Raw genomic sequence first — 17169 nt, 5'->3', positions numbered from 1 at the left:
CCGAGCATGGATGCGCCCTCTTTCTTCTTGCGGGATAATCCGCCCCTGTTGCGGCGCTATGCGCCACCTTCTCCGGAGGGAGAAGATCATCAGAGGTCGCCACTAAGCGACTTCCACGCTAACGGGAAACCGCGATGATCCGCTTGTGCGCCCCACACGAACTGGCCGAAGGTCAGAGCCGGGGCTTCGTCATAGACCAGCTGAACCTGCTCGCCGTGCGCAGGGCTGGCCAGGTACATGCCTACCTCAACCGCTGCCCGCATCGCGGCATTGCACTGGAATGGCAGAAGGACGATTTTCTCGATGACAGCGGCAGCCTGATCCGCTGCGCGACCCATGGCGCGCTGTTTCTGATCGAGAACGGCGAATGCGTGGCGGGCCCCTGCGAGGGGCAGGCACTGCTAATGCTGGAATGCAGGGAAGATGCGAACGGAATCTGGATCGCCCCGTAGCGCCTACTCCAGCACCTCCAGCCGGCGAACCAGGGCGATCCCTTCGGGACTGAGTTCGGCGCCGTAGGCCAGTACCTCAACCCCCGCGGCTTTGGCCTCGCGCAAGCCGGCAGCGTAAGTCGGATCGATTTCCTCGGCAGCGCGCACGGCGCGGATACCGGAAAGGTTCACGCAATACAGCTGCACGGTCCGCACACCGGCACGCGCCAGCGCTGCCAGCTCGCGCAGGTGCTTGGCACCGCGCTGAGTGACAGCATCGGGAAAGGCCGCCACGTCGCTATCATCGAAGCCCAGCGTCACGCTCTTGACCTCGACATAGACCGGCCCGTGCGGGTAATCCAGACGAAAGTCGGCGCGGCTGTTCTCCACCCCGTAAGGCACCTCGCGCTTAAGCGCGGTAAAGCCGGCCAGTTCCGCGATCAGCCCGGCGCGCAGCGCCTCTTCCACCAGCGCATTGGCCCGCGCGGTATTGATGCAGGCCAGGCGCCCCTGCGGCGTTTCACTGATTTCCCAACTGCCCGGTAACTTGCGCTTGGGGTCATTGCTGCGGCTGAACCACACCCGGCACCCTTCGCTCATACAATTGAGCATCGAGCCAGTGTTGGCGCAGTGGATGGTCATCTGCTCGCCGCTGGCGGTCTCGATATCGGCGAGAAAGCGCTTGTAGCGGCGCAACAGGCGCCCTTCTTCCAGCGGCGGATCAAAGCGCATCGGGCTTCCAGCTCTTCAGGCCGCGGGCGATACGCTCGACCGCCTGCTGCAGGCGCTCGACATTCTGCGTGTAGGCGAAACGCACATGGTGCCCGGCCTGGTAACGGCCGAAATCCAGGCCCGGGGTGAAGGCCACATGCTCGGTTTCGATGAAGTGCCGGCAGAAAGCGAAGGCGTCGCCGCCGAAGGCGCTGATATCTGCATATAGATAGAAGGCACCTTCCGGCTCCACGGCGATACCAAAGCCCAGCTCGCGCAACGCCGGCAACAGGTAGTCGCGGCGTCGCTGGAATTCGTGACGACGCTCTTCGAGGATCGCCAACGTCGCCGGCTCGAAGCAAGCCAGCGCGGCATGCTGGGCCATGCTCGGCGCACTGATGTAGAGGTTCTGCGCCAGTTTTTCCAACTCAGGCACGGCCGCCTCGGGCGCGACCAGCCAGCCCAGGCGCCAGCCGGTCATGCCGAAATATTTGGAGAAGCTGTTGAGCACGAAGGCGTCGTCATCCACCTCCAGCACGCTCGGCGCGTCGCAACCATAGGTCAGGCCGTGGTAGATCTCGTCCACCACCAGATGGCCGCCGCGCTGCTTGAGGCAGGTCGACAGCGCCGCCAGCTCGTCCTTGTGCAGCAGGGTGCCGGTCGGGTTGGCCGGCGAGGCCACCAGCGCGCCGACGCTGTCCGAGTCCCAATGCCGCTCCACCAGCTGCGGGGTGAGCTGGTAACGCACGTCCGGGCCGACCGGCACCAGTTGTGCGGCGCCTTCGACCAGGCGCAGGAAGTGGCGGTTGCACGGGTAGCCGGGGTCGGCCAGCAGCCAGTGCTTGCCCGGATCGACCAGCAGGCTGGCGGCCAGCAGCAATGCGCCAGAGCCGCCCGGCGTCACCAGAATGCGCTGCGGGTCGACATTCAAACGGTAACGTTCGGCGTAGAAGCCTGCGATGGCTTCACGCAGCTGCGGCAGGCCGCGCGCGGCGGTGTAGCGGGTGTGCCCGGCGGACAGTGCGGCCTGCCCGGCGCGGATGATCGGCTCGGCGGTGGTGAAATCCGGCTCGCCAATCTCCAGGTGAATCACATCGTGACCAGCCGCCTGCAATTCGTTGGCACGCGCCAGCAAGGCCATCACATGAAAGGGTTCGATGGCGCGACTGCGCGCACTGTAGAGCTGGGCCATGGGTCTGTCTTCAGGGTTGCGAGGCGCGGATTCTAGCAGGGCAGCTTGAGCCCGCGGCAAGGTCACCAAAGCGCCGCTACGCTTACTGGCCAGTCACATGCAGATTTCGTTCACACCCGGGACAAGGCAGAGACAACCGGGAGTAGCGCGCCCCGATTCGATCTGGTAAGTTCGCCGGCTTGCAGTCGCAGGGCCGGACAAACGCCTGGCAATGGAATAACCTGCGCGATGGATTAGAAAGAGTGAGAGGCGTCATCCATGCCCACAAAAGAAAAAGCCAAAAGCACCAGCCAGCTGATTCGTGGTTTCGAGCCTTATCAAGAGAAGAAGGGCGAGGAATACATGAGCGAGCCGATGCGCGCTCACTTCACCAGCATCCTCAATAAGTGGAAGCTGGAGCTGATGCAGGAAGTCGACCGTACCGTGCACCACATGCAGGACGAAGCGGCCAACTTCCCGGACCCGGCCGACCGCGCCAGCCAGGAAGAAGAGTTCAGCCTGGAACTGCGCGCCCGTGACCGCGAGCGCAAGCTGATCAAGAAGATCGACGAGACGCTGCAACTGATCGAAGACAACGATTACGGTTGGTGCGACTCCTGCGGCGTCGAAATCGGCATCCGCCGCCTCGAAGCCCGCCCGACCGCGACTCTTTGCATCGACTGCAAGACGCTGGCGGAAATCAAGGAAAAGCAGATCGGTTCCTGATCTGACGACGGGGCGCTTAGGCGCCCCGCTCTGTTTCTGGCCTTGGCCCCATGAACACTGCCTATATCGGGCGCTTCGCCCCCACGCCCAGCGGCTATCTGCACTTCGGTTCGCTGGTCGCCGCCCTCGCCTCCTACCTCGATGCCCGCGCCGTCGGCGGTCGCTGGCTGCTGCGCATGGAGGACCTCGACCCGCCACGGGAAATACCTGGCGCACAGGACGCGATCCTGCGCACGCTGGAGACCTACGGTTTCGAGTGGGACGGCGAACTGGTGCGCCAGAGCGAGCGGCATGCCGAATACACAGCAGTGATCGCCCGCCTGTTCAGTCAGGGCCTGGCCTATGCGTGCACCTGTTCGCGCAAGCAACTGGAAGGCTACGCCGGCATCTATCCGGGGCTCTGCCGTAACGCCTGCCATCCTGATCACGACGCCGCCATCCGCCTGCGCGTACCGGAGCTGGACTACCACTTCATCGACCGCGTGCAGGGCGAATTTCGTCAGCACCTGGGCCGAGAAGTCGGCGACTTCGTGATTCGCCGCCGTGACGGCCTGTTTGCCTATCAGCTCGCCGTAGTGCTGGACGATGCCTGGCAGGGCGTGACCGACGTGGTGCGTGGCGCCGACCTGCTCGACTCCACGCCGCGCCAGTTGTACCTGCAGGAGCTGCTCGGGCTGTCACAACCGCGTTATCTGCACGTGCCGCTGATCATCCAGCCCGATGGCCACAAGCTGGGCAAGAGCTACCGCTCGCCACCGCTGCCCGCCGACCAGGCCGGGCCTCTGCTGCTGCGTGCCCTGCGGGCGCTGGGCCAGCAGCCACCCACCGACCTGCAAGGCGCGGCACCTGCCGAGCTTCTGGCCTGGGGCATCACCCACTGGGACGCCACGCGCATTCCACGCAGCCGCACCCTGGCCGAAGCGCAATTGAAGTAGCCGTAGCCCGGATGCAATCCGGGAACGATGTGCAGGCCCCCTGGATTTCATCCGGGCTACGCGCCAGACAAGCTGGCTTCAAGTTTGTGGCTTGCGATGCGCGGCATCCTTTACCATCGCGGCATCTTTCGACGAGATGTCACATGTATATCTACCGACTGGTTCTGATCCTGGTAGTGGGGATCTACCTGTTCTCACCGGCCATCATGGACTGGTGGATCGACCCCAATGGCGCCTGGTATCGGCCTTATCTGCTGTGGCTGATCCTGATCGTCGTCACCTTCATTCTTCAGAGCCAACGCGATGCTGACGAGCTTTAGCCTGAGCGAACTGATCCTGATCAGCGCCGGCTATCTGCTGGTGCTGTTCGGCGTCGCCTGGGTCAGTGAACACGGCCTTATCCCCCGCTGGATCATCCGCCACCCGCTGACCTACACCCTGTCGCTGGGCGTCTATGCCAGCGCCTGGGCCTTCTACGGCACGGTGGGCCTGGCCTATCAGTACGGCTACGGTTTCCTTGCCAGTTACCTCGGCGTTTCCGGTGCCTTCCTGCTGGCACCGGTGCTGCTCTACCCGATCCTGCGCATCACCCGTACCTACCAGCTGTCATCGTTGGCCGACCTGTTCGCCTTTCGCTTTCGCAGCACCTGGGCCGGCGCACTGACCACGCTGTTCATGCTCATCGGCGTGCTGCCGCTGCTGGCCCTGCAGATCCAGGCGGTGGCCGACTCCATCGGCATCCTCAGCCGCGAGCCGCTGCAGGAAAAAGTGGCGCTGAGCTACTGCGGCCTGATCATCCTCTTCACCATCCTGTTCGGTGCGCGCCATATCGCTACGCGCGAGAAGCACGAAGGCCTGGTGTTCGCCATCGCCTTCGAATCGCTGGTCAAGCTGGTCGCCCTCGGCGTCATCGGCTGGTACGCGCTGTATCAGGTGTTCGGAGGCCCGCGTGAGCTGGAATTGTGGCTGGTGCAGAACCAGGCGGCGCTGGCCACGCTGCACACGCCGCTGCAGGAAGGCCCGTGGCGCACCCTGCTGCTGGTGTTCTTCGCCTCGGCCATCGTCATGCCGCACATGTACCACATGACCTTCACCGAGAATCTCAATCCACGCGCCATGGTCAGCGCCAGCTGGGGCCTGCCGCTGTTCTTGCTGCTGATGAGCCTGGCTGTACCACTGATCCTCTGGGCCGGTCTCAAGCTTGGCGCCACCACCAACCCGGAATACTTCACCCTGGGCCTGGGCATCGCCGTGAACAGCGAGGCGCTGGCGCTGCTGGCCTATGTCGGCGGCCTCTCCGCCTCCAGCGGGCTGATCATCGTTTCCACCCTGGCGCTGTCGGGCATGGCGCTGAACCACCTGGTGCTGCCGCTCTACCAGCCACCGGCCGAGGGCAACATCTACCGCTGGCTGAAGTGGACCCGCCGCACGCTGATCGCCTGCATCATCATGGCCGGCTACGGCTTCTACCTGCTGCTCGGCGCCCAGCAGGACCTGGCCAACCTCGGTATCGTCGCCTTCGTCGCCACCCTGCAGTTCCTGCCCGGTGTGCTCTCGGTGCTGTATTGGCAAACGGCCAATCGCCGCGGCTTTATCGCCGGCTTGCTGGCCGGCATCAGTGTCTGGGCACTGACCATGCTGCTGCCGCTGCTGGGCAACCTGGAAGGCTTCTACCTGCCGCTGTTCAACGTCATCTATGTACTCGACGACGCCAGCTGGCACCTCGCAGCCATTGCCTCGCTCGCCGCCAACGTACTGGTGTTCACCCTGGTGTCGCTGTTCACCGAGGCCAGCCCCGAGGAAAAGAGCGCCGCCGAAGCCTGCGCGGTGGACAATGTGCGCCGCCCGCAACGACGCGAGCTGGTGGCGGTATCGCCGCAGGACTTTGCCGCGCAACTGGCCAAGCCGCTTGGCGCCAAGACGGCACAACGCGAAGTCGAACAGGCTCTGCGCGATCTGCATCTGCCCTTCGACGAGAGCCGTCCCTACGCCCTGCGCCGCCTGCGTGACCGCATCGAGGCCAACCTGTCCGGCCTGATGGGGCCGAGCGTGGCGCAGGACATCGTGGAAACCTTCCTGCCCTACAAGTCCGGCAGCGAGGGTTATGTCACCGAAGACATCCACTTCATCGAAAGCCGCCTGGAAGACTACCAGTCGCGCCTCACCGGCCTCGCCGCCGAGCTCGATGCCCTGCGCCGCTACCACCGCCAGACCCTGCAGGAGCTGCCAATGGGCGTGTGCTCGCTGGCCAAGGATCAGGAGATCCTGATGTGGAACCGGGCCATGGAAGAGCTCACCGACATCCCCGCGCAGCGCATCGTCGGCTCGCGCCTGAGCACCCTGAGCGAACCCTGGCAGAGCCTGCTGCAGGACTTCATCGAACGCCCGGATCAGCACCTGCATAAACAGCACCTGGCGCTCGACGGCCAGATCCGCTGGCTCAACCTGCACAAGGCAGCCATCAACGAGCCACTGGCGCCCGGTAACAGCGGCCTGGTGCTGCTGGTCGAAGACCAGACCGAAACGCAGATGCTCGAAGACAAGCTGGTGCACTCCGAACGCCTGGCCAGCATCGGCCGCCTGGCCGCTGGCGTGGCCCATGAGATCGGCAACCCGATCACCGGCATCGCCTGCCTGGCGCAGAACCTTCGCGAAGAACGTGAGGCCGATGCCGAGCTGACCGAAATCAGTGGGCAGATACTCGAACAGACCAAGCGCGTCTCGCGCATCGTCCAGTCGCTGATGAGCTTCGCCCATTCCGGCAGTCACCAGCGCAGTGACGAGCCTGTTTGCCTGGCCGACGTGGCACAGGACGCCATCGGCCTGCTGTCGCTGAACAAACGCAACTTCGACATCCAGTTCTACAACCTGTGCGATCCGCAGCACTGGGCCTGTGGCGATCCGCAGCGTCTGGCCCAGGTACTGATCAACCTGCTATCCAACGCGCGTGACGCCTCGCCACCGGGCGGCGCCATCCGTGTGCGCAGCGAAGCCAGCGAACATACCGTCGACCTGATCGTCGAGGACGAAGGCAGCGGTATTCCCAAGGCGATCATCGACCGCCTGTTCGAACCCTTCTTCACCACCAAGGACCCCGGCGAGGGGACCGGCCTGGGCCTCGCGCTGGTCTATTCGATCGTGGAAGAGCATTATGGACAGATAACAATCGACAGCCCGGCTGACCCCGAGCGCCAATTGGGCACTCGAATTCGGGTCACCCTGCCAAGGCATGTCGAGGCGACGTCCGTAGCGATGTAAACAGCGAGAGAGAGGCTGCCAACGGCACCTCCGTGACCGTCGAGAGACCGAATTGATGCCACATATTCTTATCGTCGAAGACGAAACCATTATCCGCTCTGCCTTGCGCCGCCTGCTCGAACGCAATCAGTACCAGGTCAGCGAAGCTGGCTCGGTACAGGAAGCCCAGGAACGCTACAGCATTCCCACCTTCGACCTGATCGTCAGCGACCTGCGCCTGCCCGGGGCGCCTGGCACCGAACTGATCAAACTGGCCGAAGGCACCCCGGTGCTGATCATGACCAGCTACGCCAGCCTGCGCTCGGCGGTGGACTCGATGAAGATGGGCGCAGTCGATTACATCGCCAAGCCCTTCGATCACGACGAAATGCTGCAGGCGGTTGCCCGCATCCTGCGTGACCGCCAGGACGCCAAGAGCGCACCCGCGCCAGCTGCCAACAGCAACACGCGCAGTGGCAATACCGAGAAAATCGTCGACAACGCCAACGGCGAGATCGGCATCATCGGTTCCTGCGCGGCCATGCAGGAGCTCTATAGCAAGATTCGCAAGGTCGCCCCCACCGACTCCAATGTGCTGGTGCAGGGTGAGTCCGGTACGGGCAAGGAGCTGGTTGCGCGAGCCCTGCACAACCTCTCCAAGCGCGCCAAGGCACCGCTGATTTCGGTGAACTGCGCCGCCATTCCGGAAACCCTGATCGAGTCCGAACTGTTCGGCCACGAAAAAGGCGCCTTCACCGGCGCCAGCGCCGGGCGTGCCGGCCTGGTGGAAGCGGCCGACGGTGGCACGCTGTTCCTCGACGAAATTGGCGAGCTGCCGCTGGAAGCCCAAGCCCGTCTGCTGCGCGTGCTGCAGGAAGGCGAAATTCGCCGGGTCGGCTCGGTGCAGTCGCAGAAGGTCGACGTACGTCTGATCGCTGCTACGCACCGCGACCTGAAGACGCTGGCCAAGACCGGCCAGTTTCGCGAAGACCTCTATTACCGCCTGCACGTCATCGCCCTCAAGCTGCCAGCGCTGCGTGAGCGAGGCAGCGACGTGACCGAGATCGCCCAGGCGTTCCTCGTGCGCCAGTACACCCGTATGGGCCGCGAGCCGTTGCGCTTCGCTCATGATGCCGAGCAGGCGATACGCCATTACCCCTGGCCGGGTAACGTGCGCGAACTGGAAAACGCCATCGAGCGCGCGGTGATTCTCTGCGAGGGTACGGAAATTTCCGCGGACCTGCTGGGCATCGACATCGAGTTGGACGATCTGGATGACGAGGACTTCGGTCTGCCGGCGGCAGGCGGACAGAGCAGTGGCAACAGCCACGAACCTACCGAGGATCTGTCACTGGAGGACTACTTCCAGCACTTCGTCCTCGAGCATCAGGACCACATGACCGAGACCGAGCTGGCACGCAAGTTGGGCATCAGTCGCAAATGTCTGTGGGAACGCCGTCAGCGCCTGGGCATTCCGCGACGCAAATCCGGTGTGACCAGCGGCCCTTGACGCCATGGCCGCGGTGACATCCTGCCCGCACAGGGATTCCACAGGTTGTTACCGTTTCAATATCTCGTAACAAAGGCCGGGTCTATCGGTAACGAAAACCCGGCCTTTTTCTCCCCCACCGAACCCCCAAGATTGCCGCAAGCCCTTGATTTAAAAGGAATCGCAAAAACTGGCACGGCATCTGCTTTATCTCTGGCACAACAACAATAACAAGCAATGCCCTACACAATAAGAACAAGACGTAACGACTCCAGAACAACAAAAACAACAAGGTACGGAGGCGCAGCTAACTGATTCTTTTGGAGAGGAGTTGCCGCGAGGGGTTCGCCCCAGCGACCAGACTGAGAACAATAAAACTGCCTCGAGGCAGCGCCGGAACTGGTTGATTAAGGCAGCATCAGCGTCCAAAGAAATCCGTTTGCTATTGGCTCCCCTCTCTGGGGAGCACCCGGTAAGCCACGGCAAGCCGGGAAGGGCCGAACAACAAAAACAACAGGCCCTCAATAACAATAAAAACATAGCACGCACCAACTTGGGGGGGAGCTTCGGCTCCCCCAGTAGCTTCCGGTCCTCGGATCCCCGCCTGCCGCCCTTCTACACACCTTCTCCCGACACGATGCTAGAATCCGCAGCAATCATGCGGTCATCGTTTCGCATGCAGTTGAAAAACCTTGCCGAAGCAAACTGCTCTTAACGCCGTGATGCTCACGCAATTCGATTTTCAAGCGCATGCGCAGCAGGCCGACCACTACTCCAAACAGTGCATCCCATGCTGAAAAAGCTGTTCAAATCTTTCCATTCACCTCTGCGCCGTGCCCCACGTCCACGCAGCACTCCCGAAGTGCTGAGCAGTAGCCAACACCCGCTCAAGCGCAACGAGATCAGCCGTCACGCCATCAGCGTGGTCGAGCGCCTGCAGAAGGCCGGCTACCAGGCCTATCTGGTCGGCGGCTGTGTACGTGACCTGCTGCTGGATATCGACCCCAAGGATTTCGACGTGGCGACCAGTGCCACGCCCGAGCAGGTCCGCGCGGAATTCCGTAACGCCCGGGTGATCGGCCGCCGCTTCAAGCTGGTACACGTCCACTTCGGTCGCGAGATCATCGAAGTGGCCACCTTCCGCGCCAATCACCCCCAGGGTGATGAGGAAGAGAACAGCAATCTGGCGTCGCGCCACGAGAGCGGCCGCATTCTGCGCGACAACGTCTACGGCACACTGGAAGACGATGCCCAGCGCCGCGACTTCACCATCAATGCGCTGTACTACGATCCGACTCAGGAACATATCCTCGACTATGCCCGCGGCATGCATGACGTGCGTAACCATCTGGTGCGCCTGATCGGTGACCCGGAACAGCGTTACCTGGAAGACCCGGTGCGCATGCTGCGTGCGGTGCGCTTCGCCGCCAAGCTCGACTTCGAGATCGAAAAGCACAGCGCCGCGCCAATTCGCCGCCTGGCACCAATGTTGCGCGACATTCCCTCGGCGCGTCTGTTCGACGAAGTACTCAAGCTGTTCCTCTCCGGTTACGCCGAATACACCTTCGACCTGCTGCTCGAACACGACCTGTTCGCCCAGCTGTTCCCGGCCAGTGGTGCAGCGCTCAAGCAGAATCCGCAGTACACCGAGAAGCTGATCCGCCAGGCGCTGATCAACACCGACGACCGCATTCACGATGGCAAGTCGGTCACGCCGGCCTTCCTCTTCGCGGCGCTGCTCTGGCCTGCGCTGCCGGCCCGTGTACTGCAACTGCAGAACAAGGGCATGCCGCCGATTCCGGCGATGCAGGAAGCTGCCCATGAACTGATCGCCGAGCAGTGCCAGCGCATTGCAGTACCCAAGCGCTTCACCATCCCGATTCGCGAGATCTGGGACATGCAGGAACGCCTGCCGCGCCGCAGCGGTAAACGCGCCGACCTGTTGCTTGAAAATCCGCGCTTCCGCGCCGGCTATGACTTTCTCCTGCTGCGCGAACTGGCCGGGGAAGACACCGGTGGCCTGGGCGAATGGTGGACGGACTATCAGGACGCCAACGACAGCGAGCGTCGGCAGATGATTCGCGACCTCGCCAGCAAAGGCGAAAGCACCGGCAACGCGCCGCGCAAACGTCGCCGCAGCAACAACAATCGCCGTAAGCGCAGCGACGAAAGCGGCGGCGAGTGATGGAGCGGGTTTACATCGGCCTCGGCAGCAACCTGGCCGAGCCACTGCAACAGCTGCGCGCGGCCTTGCACGCCATCGCGCAGTTGCCACGCAGCCAATTACAGGCGCACTCGTCGTTCTACATCAGCGATCCCCTTGGCCCTGCTGATCAACCGCGTTACGTCAACGCCGTGGCGGCGCTGGATACCGAGCTGGAGCCCTGGCAGTTGCTTGATGCGCTGCAACGCATCGAGCAGGAACAGGGACGCGTGCGCAAGGCCGAGCGCTGGGGCCCGCGCACATTGGACCTGGACATCCTGCTGTTCGGTGAGCGTCTGATCGACGATGAGCGTTTGACCGTGCCGCACTACCACATGCAGGCGCGCCCCTTCGTGCTCTATCCGCTGGCCGAACTGGCCGCAGAACTGCAGCTTCCGGACGGCCGCAGCCTCAGTACCTTGCTGGAAGCCTGCCCCTTTACCGGCCTGGAACGCCTGGCCAAGTAGCCCAGCCGGCCTCTGCGGGACGGGCTTCAGCCGCGTCCCGACAAGCTCGCCGCTGAAGCGCCTCCCCTTGCGCAACCCGACATCCTGCGCATTGGCGGTAACGCCAGTAACAGAGCGGTAACACCTGCAATTGACTTCACGCCCCCCCATCAGGACTATAGGCGTCCCGTCGCCCTGCGCCGGGCGCACCTTTGATGCCAATCCAGGCCGGATTGCAGCCAGATAGAAGCGGTATACCGAGCCTGAGCGAGGACCTTTGAAATGCCTGACGTTACCCTGACCACCCTGCAGAGTCTCAAGCAGAACGGTGAAAAGATCGCCATGCTGACCTGCTATGACGCCACCTACGCCCATGCGGCCTGCCAGGCGGGTGTCGACGTGTTGCTGGTCGGCGACTCCCTGGGCATGGTCCTGCAGGGCCACGACAGCACCCTGCCGGTCAGCGTCGAGGAGATGGCCTACCACACCGCCTGCGTCAAACGCGGCAACCAAGGCGCACTGATCGTCACCGACCTGCCATTCATGGCGTACGCCACCACCGAGCAGGCTCTGCACAACAGCGCCAAGCTGATGCAGGCCGGCGCGCATATGGTCAAACTGGAAGGCGCCGGCTGGCTGGCCGAGCCTATTCGTCTGCTGGCCGAGCGTGGCGTACCGGTGTGCGCGCACCTGGGCCTGACCCCACAAGCGGTGAACATCCTCGGCGGCTACAAGGTTCAGGGCCGTCAGGAAGCACAGGCCCGCCAGATGCGCGCCGATGCCATGGCACTGGAGCAGGCCGGCGCTGCCATGCTGCTGCTCGAATGCGTGCCGAGCGAACTGGCTGCAGAAATTACCCAGGCAGTGAAGATTCCGGTGATAGGCATCGGCGCTGGCAGCGCCACCGACGGTCAGGTGCTGGTGCAACACGACATGCTCGGGCTATCGCTATCGGGCCGCGCACCGAAGTTCGTACGCAATTTCATGGAGGGGCAGAGCAGCATTCAGGGCGCTTTCAGCGCTTACGTACAGGCCGTCAAGGACGGCAGCTTCCCCGCCGCCGAACATGGCTTTTCCGCATGAACACGGTGAAAACCCTGCGCGAGTTGCGCGCAGCCGTCGCCCAGGCACGGGCCGAAGGCAAGCAGATCGGTTTCGTGCCGACCATGGGCAATCTGCACGCGGGTCACGTTTCGCTGGTGGAAATCGCCGCCCAGCGCGCCGACTTCGTGGTCGCCAGCATCTTCGTCAATCCACTGCAGTTCGGCGCCGGTGAAGATCTGGACAAGTATCCGCGTACCCTTGCCGCCGACCAGGAAAAACTGCTGGCAGCCGGCTGCCACCTGCTGTTTCACCCCGATGTTGCGGAAATCTACCCACACGGCATGGGTGACCAGACCCGCGTCAGCGTTCCCGGTGTTTCCGAGGGCCTATGCGGCGCCAGCCGTCCGGGGCATTTCGAGGGTGTGGCGACTGTGGTGACCAAGCTGTTCAACATGGTTCAGCCTGATCTGGCCGTATTCGGTGAGAAGGACTATCAGCAACTGGCGGTAATCCGCGCGCTGGTGCAGGACCTGAACATGCCGATCCAGATCATCGGTGCGCCGACTCAACGCGCCGAGGACGGCCTCGCGCTGTCTTCGCGCAACGGCTACCTCAGCGACGAACAACGCGCCGCCGCCCCAGCGCTGTATCGAGGCCTGCAAACGATTGCCGAGGAACTGCGCCGTGGCGCTCGCGACTACGCACGGCTTATCGAGACTACTCAGGCGCAACAGCGTACCGCTGGTTTCATCCCCGATTATCTGGAAATCCGCAATGCGGTGAATCTGCGTCCGGCCCAGGTCGACGACTATCACCTGGTGATTCTGACCGCCGCACAGCTGGGTAGCACCCGTCTGATCGACAATCTGGTGGTTGAACTGCCGCGCCAGTAGCTGCCTGCAAAGGCAGCCGGTTACACTCTCAAAGGCCCGGATCGATCCGGGCCTTTTGCTTTTGTGGATCAGGAGCTCCGATGGCCTATTACCAGCAGCCTCATGACGTCACCACCCTGCCCGCCTGGCAGGCCCTGCAGCAACATCGTGCCGAGATGGCCGGGTTCAGCATGCGCGAGGCCTTTGCAGCGGATACAAGGCGCTACCAGCGATTTTCTCTCGACAGCTGCGGGCTGCTGCTGGATTACTCGAAAAACCTGATCGATGAGCGCGGCCTCGAACTGCTGATTCAACTGGCCGAGCAGGCCGGTCTGCAGGAATCCATCGCCAACCTGTTCAACGGTGAGCAGGTCAATGCTTCGGAAGGCCGCGCCGCACTGCACACGGCTCTGCGTAGCCCGATTGGTCGCCGCCTGCTGGTCGACGGCCATGACATCATCCCCGAGGTCCATCGCGTCCTGAACCAGGTCACCGAACTGGTCAGTCGCATTCACAGCGGCCTGTGGCGCGGCTACAGCGAAAAACCGATCAAGGAAGTGGTCAACATCGGCATTGGCGGCTCCTTCCTCGGCCCGCAACTGGTTTCCGAAGCACTGCGTCCGTTCACGCAGCGCGGTGTGCGCTGCCACTACCTGGCCAATATCGACGGCAGCGAGTTTCGCGAACTGACTGCCCGCCTCGATCCGGAAACCACGCTGTTCATCGTTTCCAGCAAGTCCTTCGGCACCCTGGAAACCCTGAAGAACACCCTGGCCGCGCGCGACTGGTACCTGGCCATGGGCGGCCCTGAAGAAGAGCTGCATCGCCACTTCATCGCCGTGACCAGCAACCGCAAGGCCGCCATCGAGTTCGGTATCGGCGAAGAGAATATCTTCCCCATGTGGGACTGGGTTGGCGGGCGTTACTCGCTGTGGTCGGCCATCGGTCTGCCCATCGCCCTGGCCATCGGCGTATCCAACTTCAAGGAGCTGCTGGCTGGTGCCTACGCCATGGACCAGCATTTCACCCAGGCACCACTGGCCGAGAACATGCCGGTGCTGATGGCCCTGCTGGGTATCTGGTACACCAATTTCTGGGGCGCGCAAAGCCACGCGATCCTGCCTTACGACCACTACCTGCGTAACTTCACCAAGCACCTGCAACAGCTGGACATGGAGTCCAACGGCAAGAGCGTGCGCCAGGACGGTAGCGAACTGAACATCGCCACAGGGCCGATCATCTGGGGCGGCGTCGGCTGCAACGGCCAGCATGCCTACCACCAGTTGCTGCACCAGGGCCGTCTGCTGGTACCGGCGGACTTCATCGTCCCGGTCAACAGCTACAACCCGCTGTCCGACCATCACCAGTGGCTGTTCGCCAACTGCCTGTCGCAAGCCCAAGCGCTGATGCAGGGCAAGACGCGTGAGGAGGCCGAGGCCGAACTGCGTGCCAAGGGCATGCCAGAAGCCGAAGTACAGCGGCTGGCGCCGCACAAGGTGATTCCTGGTAATCGCCCGAGCAACATCCTGGTAATGAATCGCATCGCACCGTTCGAGCTGGGCGCGCTGGTAGCCCTGTACGAACACAAGGTATTCGTGCAGAGCGCCATCTGGGGCATCAATGCCTTCGATCAGTGGGGAGTGGAGCTGGGCAAGGAGATGGGCAAGGAGGTGTATCAGCGCCTGACCGGCCAGCTCGACAGCAGCGCATCGGATGCTTCGACCCAGGGCCTGATTGCCCATTTCCGCGAGCATCACCGCGGCTGATTCACGCTTCTCACGCTGCCCGGCCCAGCCCGCAGGGCAGCGTTCAAGGCTCCTGCACCTCACAAACACCTATCCCCCGAATATCCCCCCTTGAACCAAGCACCTGCTTGGGTGCACCCTTGTGATTGTTGCGGACAAACAATTACAAGGACCCCGCCATGTTCGAGATCACCCGTCACCCCGTGGCCGACGCGGTGCGCCAGCGTGCACACCTGGATAACGACGCCTATCTGCGCCTGTACCAGCAGTCCGTCGAGCAGCCCGATACCTTCTGGGCCGAGCAGGCCAAGGCCTTCCTCACCTGGTTCAAGCCCTGGGACCAGGTCCACAGCAGCGACCTGAAACAGGGCCGCGCCGAGTGGTTCAAGGGCGGCCAGCTCAACGTCGCCTACAACTGCATCGACCGCCATCTGCAACAGCGCGGCGAGCAGATCGCCATCATCTGGGAAGGCGACAATCCGGCCGAATCGGCGCACATCACCTACAACAAGCTGCATCACAACGTCAGCCGCCTGGCCAACGTGCTGAAAAGCCGTGGCGTGAAGAAAGGCGACCGAGTGTGCATCTATATGCCGATGATTCCCGAGGCGGCCTACGCCATGCTCGCCTGCGCGCGCATTGGCGCAGTGCATTCGGTGGTATTCGGCGGTTTCTCTCCTGATGCCCTGCGCGATCGCATTCTCGATGCCGATTGCCGTGCGGTGATCACTGCCGACGAAGGCGTGCGCGGTGGCAAGTACATCCCTCTGAAGGCCAACGTCGACAAGGCTCTGCAAAGCTGCCCGGACGTCTCCACCGTGGTAGTAGTCGAACGCACCCAGGGCGATGTCGCTTGGGTGGAAGGCCGTGACCTCTGGTATCACCAGGCGCTCAAGGAAGTCGAGGCTGACTGCCCGGCCGAGCCGATGGACGCCGAGGACCCGCTGTTCATCCTCTACACCTCGGGCTCGACCGGCAAACCCAAGGGCGTGCTGCACACCACCGGCGGTTACCTGCTCGGCGCGGCGATGACCCACAAGTACGTGTTCGACTACCACGAGGGCGACATCTACTGGTGCACCGCCGATGTCGGCTGGGTCACCGGGCACAGCTACATCGTCTACGGCCCGCTGGCCAACGCCGCCACCACCCTGATGTTCGAAGGCGTGCCCAACTACCCGGACGCCTCGCGCTTCTGGCAGGTGATCGACAAGCATCAGGTCAATACCTTCTACACCGCTCCCACGGCCCTGCGCGCGCTGATGCGCGAAGGCGAGGCGCCGGTCAAGGCCACCTCGCGTTCGAGCCTGCGTCTGCTCGGCACGGTGGGCGAGCCGATCAACCCCGAAGCCTGGGAGTGGTACTTCCATGTGGTTGGCGATACGCGCTGCCCCATCGTCGACACCTGGTGGCAGACCGAGACCGGCTCCATCCTGATCACCCCGCTGCCCGGCGCCACCGACCTCAAGCCCGGCTCGGCCACCCGCCCCTTCTTCGGCGTACAGCCGGTGCTGCTCGACGAGCAGGGCAAGGAGATCATTGGTGCGGGCGCCGGCGTGCTGGCGATCAAGGCCAGCTGGCCGAGCCAGATCCGCAGCGTTTACGGCGATCATCAACGCATGATCGACACCTACTTCAAGCCCTACCCCGGCTACTACTTCACCGGTGACGGCGCACGCCGCGACGAGGACGGCTACTACTGGATCACCGGCCGCGTGGATGACGTGATCAACGTCTCCGGCCATCGCATCGGCACCGCCGAGGTGGAGAGCGCGCTGGTGCTGCACGATGCGGTGGCCGAAGCCGCCGTGGTTGGCTACCCGCACGACGTCAAGGGCCAGGGCATCTACGCCTACGTCACCCTGATGAACGGCCAGGAACCGTCCGACGAGCTGAAGAAGGACCTGCTGGCCCTGGTCGGCAAGGAGATCGGCAGCTTCGCCAAGCCGGAGCTGATCCAGTGGGCGCCGGGCCTGCCCAAGACCCGCTCGGGCAAAATCATGCGCCGTATCCTGCGCAAGATCGCCTGCAACGAGCTGGAGAACATGGGCGACACCTCGACCCTGGCCGACCCGAGCGTGGTCGACAGCCTGATCGATCAGCGCCTCAACCGCTGAGCCTCGCGCCCGGCCTGAAAGGGCCGGGCGCGTCTTGTCTTG

The 17169-nt window shown here is 63.2% G+C and carries 14 protein-coding genes; 12 read left to right on the top strand and 2 right to left on the bottom strand.

The features are described 5' to 3' along the window. Window positions 1-134: 134 nt before the first annotated feature. Window positions 135-452: a Rieske (2Fe-2S) protein gene (locus BLS08_RS18685; RefSeq protein WP_017675306.1), complete on the top strand. Its 318-nt coding sequence runs from the start codon at window positions 135-137 to the stop codon at window positions 450-452. A 3-nt stretch (window positions 453-455) separates the two neighbouring features. On the opposite strand, the gene sfsA is transcribed toward BLS08_RS18685, so the two are convergent. Both sfsA and BLS08_RS18675 read right to left on the bottom strand, forming a co-directional pair. After that, on the bottom strand, window positions 456-1163 hold the full coding sequence (sfsA, locus tag BLS08_RS18680) for a DNA/RNA nuclease SfsA (RefSeq protein ID WP_090337159.1): 708 nt from the start codon (window positions 1161-1163) through the stop codon (window positions 456-458). Next, window positions 1153-2334, bottom strand: a complete 1182-nt coding sequence (locus BLS08_RS18675; protein ID WP_090337157.1) for a pyridoxal phosphate-dependent aminotransferase — start codon at window positions 2332-2334, stop codon at window positions 1153-1155. Before BLS08_RS18675 ends, sfsA begins: the two co-directional genes overlap by 11 nt. A gap of 258 nt (window positions 2335-2592) precedes the next feature. Here BLS08_RS18675 and dksA point away from each other — a divergent pair, with 258 nt between their 5' ends. The 11 genes from dksA to acs all read left to right on the top strand — a co-directional run bounded on the left by dksA (window position 2593) and on the right by acs (window position 17127). Then, window positions 2593-3039, top strand: a complete 447-nt coding sequence (gene dksA, locus BLS08_RS18670; RefSeq protein ID WP_017675309.1) for an RNA polymerase-binding protein DksA — start codon at window positions 2593-2595, stop codon at window positions 3037-3039. 50 nt (window positions 3040-3089) lie between these two features. Further along, on the top strand, window positions 3090-3974 hold the full coding sequence (gluQRS, locus tag BLS08_RS18665) for a tRNA glutamyl-Q(34) synthetase GluQRS (RefSeq protein ID WP_090337155.1): 885 nt from the start codon (window positions 3090-3092) through the stop codon (window positions 3972-3974). 143 nt (window positions 3975-4117) lie between these two features. Then, window positions 4118-4294, top strand: coding sequence for a hypothetical protein (locus BLS08_RS18660; RefSeq protein ID WP_003244646.1), 177 nt, complete (start codon window positions 4118-4120; stop codon window positions 4292-4294). Next, window positions 4278-7232, top strand: coding sequence for a sensor histidine kinase (locus BLS08_RS18655; protein ID WP_090337153.1), 2955 nt, complete (start codon window positions 4278-4280; stop codon window positions 7230-7232). Before BLS08_RS18660 ends, BLS08_RS18655 begins: the two co-directional genes overlap by 17 nt. Window positions 7233-7287: 55 nt before the next feature. Continuing rightward, window positions 7288-8721 (top strand): sigma-54-dependent transcriptional regulator, encoded by a 1434-nt coding sequence (locus tag BLS08_RS18650; protein WP_017675312.1) that lies wholly within the window; start codon window positions 7288-7290, stop codon window positions 8719-8721. Between the two features lie 769 nt (window positions 8722-9490). Continuing rightward, a complete protein-coding gene (locus BLS08_RS18645) occupies window positions 9491-10885 on the top strand; it encodes a polynucleotide adenylyltransferase PcnB (RefSeq protein ID WP_017675313.1) in 1395 nt (464 codons plus the stop codon). Beyond that, complete coding sequence (folK, locus tag BLS08_RS18640; RefSeq protein WP_169886851.1) at window positions 10885-11370, top strand: 2-amino-4-hydroxy-6-hydroxymethyldihydropteridine diphosphokinase; 486 nt, start codon at window positions 10885-10887, stop codon at window positions 11368-11370. The genes BLS08_RS18645 and folK overlap by 1 nt, the downstream gene beginning before the upstream one ends. Window positions 11371-11631: 261 nt before the next feature. Then, window positions 11632-12432 (top strand): 3-methyl-2-oxobutanoate hydroxymethyltransferase, encoded by an 801-nt coding sequence (panB, locus tag BLS08_RS18635; protein WP_059392570.1) that lies wholly within the window; start codon window positions 11632-11634, stop codon window positions 12430-12432. Next, complete coding sequence (gene panC / locus BLS08_RS18630; RefSeq protein WP_090337149.1) at window positions 12429-13286, top strand: pantoate--beta-alanine ligase; 858 nt, start codon at window positions 12429-12431, stop codon at window positions 13284-13286. Before panB ends, panC begins: the two co-directional genes overlap by 4 nt. A gap of 80 nt (window positions 13287-13366) precedes the next feature. Next, the gene (gene pgi, locus BLS08_RS18625; protein ID WP_090337147.1) at window positions 13367-15031 is read left to right on the top strand and encodes a glucose-6-phosphate isomerase; all 1665 of its coding nucleotides are present in this window, start codon (window positions 13367-13369) and stop codon (window positions 15029-15031) included. A gap of 158 nt (window positions 15032-15189) precedes the next feature. Beyond that, window positions 15190-17127, top strand: a complete 1938-nt coding sequence (acs, locus tag BLS08_RS18620; RefSeq protein WP_090337145.1) for an acetate--CoA ligase — start codon at window positions 15190-15192, stop codon at window positions 17125-17127. Window positions 17128-17169: the final 42 nt, after the last annotated feature.

The organism is Ectopseudomonas chengduensis (genome assembly GCF_900102635.1).
Taxonomy (GTDB): Bacteria; Pseudomonadota; Gammaproteobacteria; order Pseudomonadales; family Pseudomonadaceae; genus Aquipseudomonas; species Aquipseudomonas chengduensis.
The sequence above is the reverse complement of the archived record's forward strand: the minus strand, read 5'-3'. Positions and strand labels throughout refer to the sequence as shown.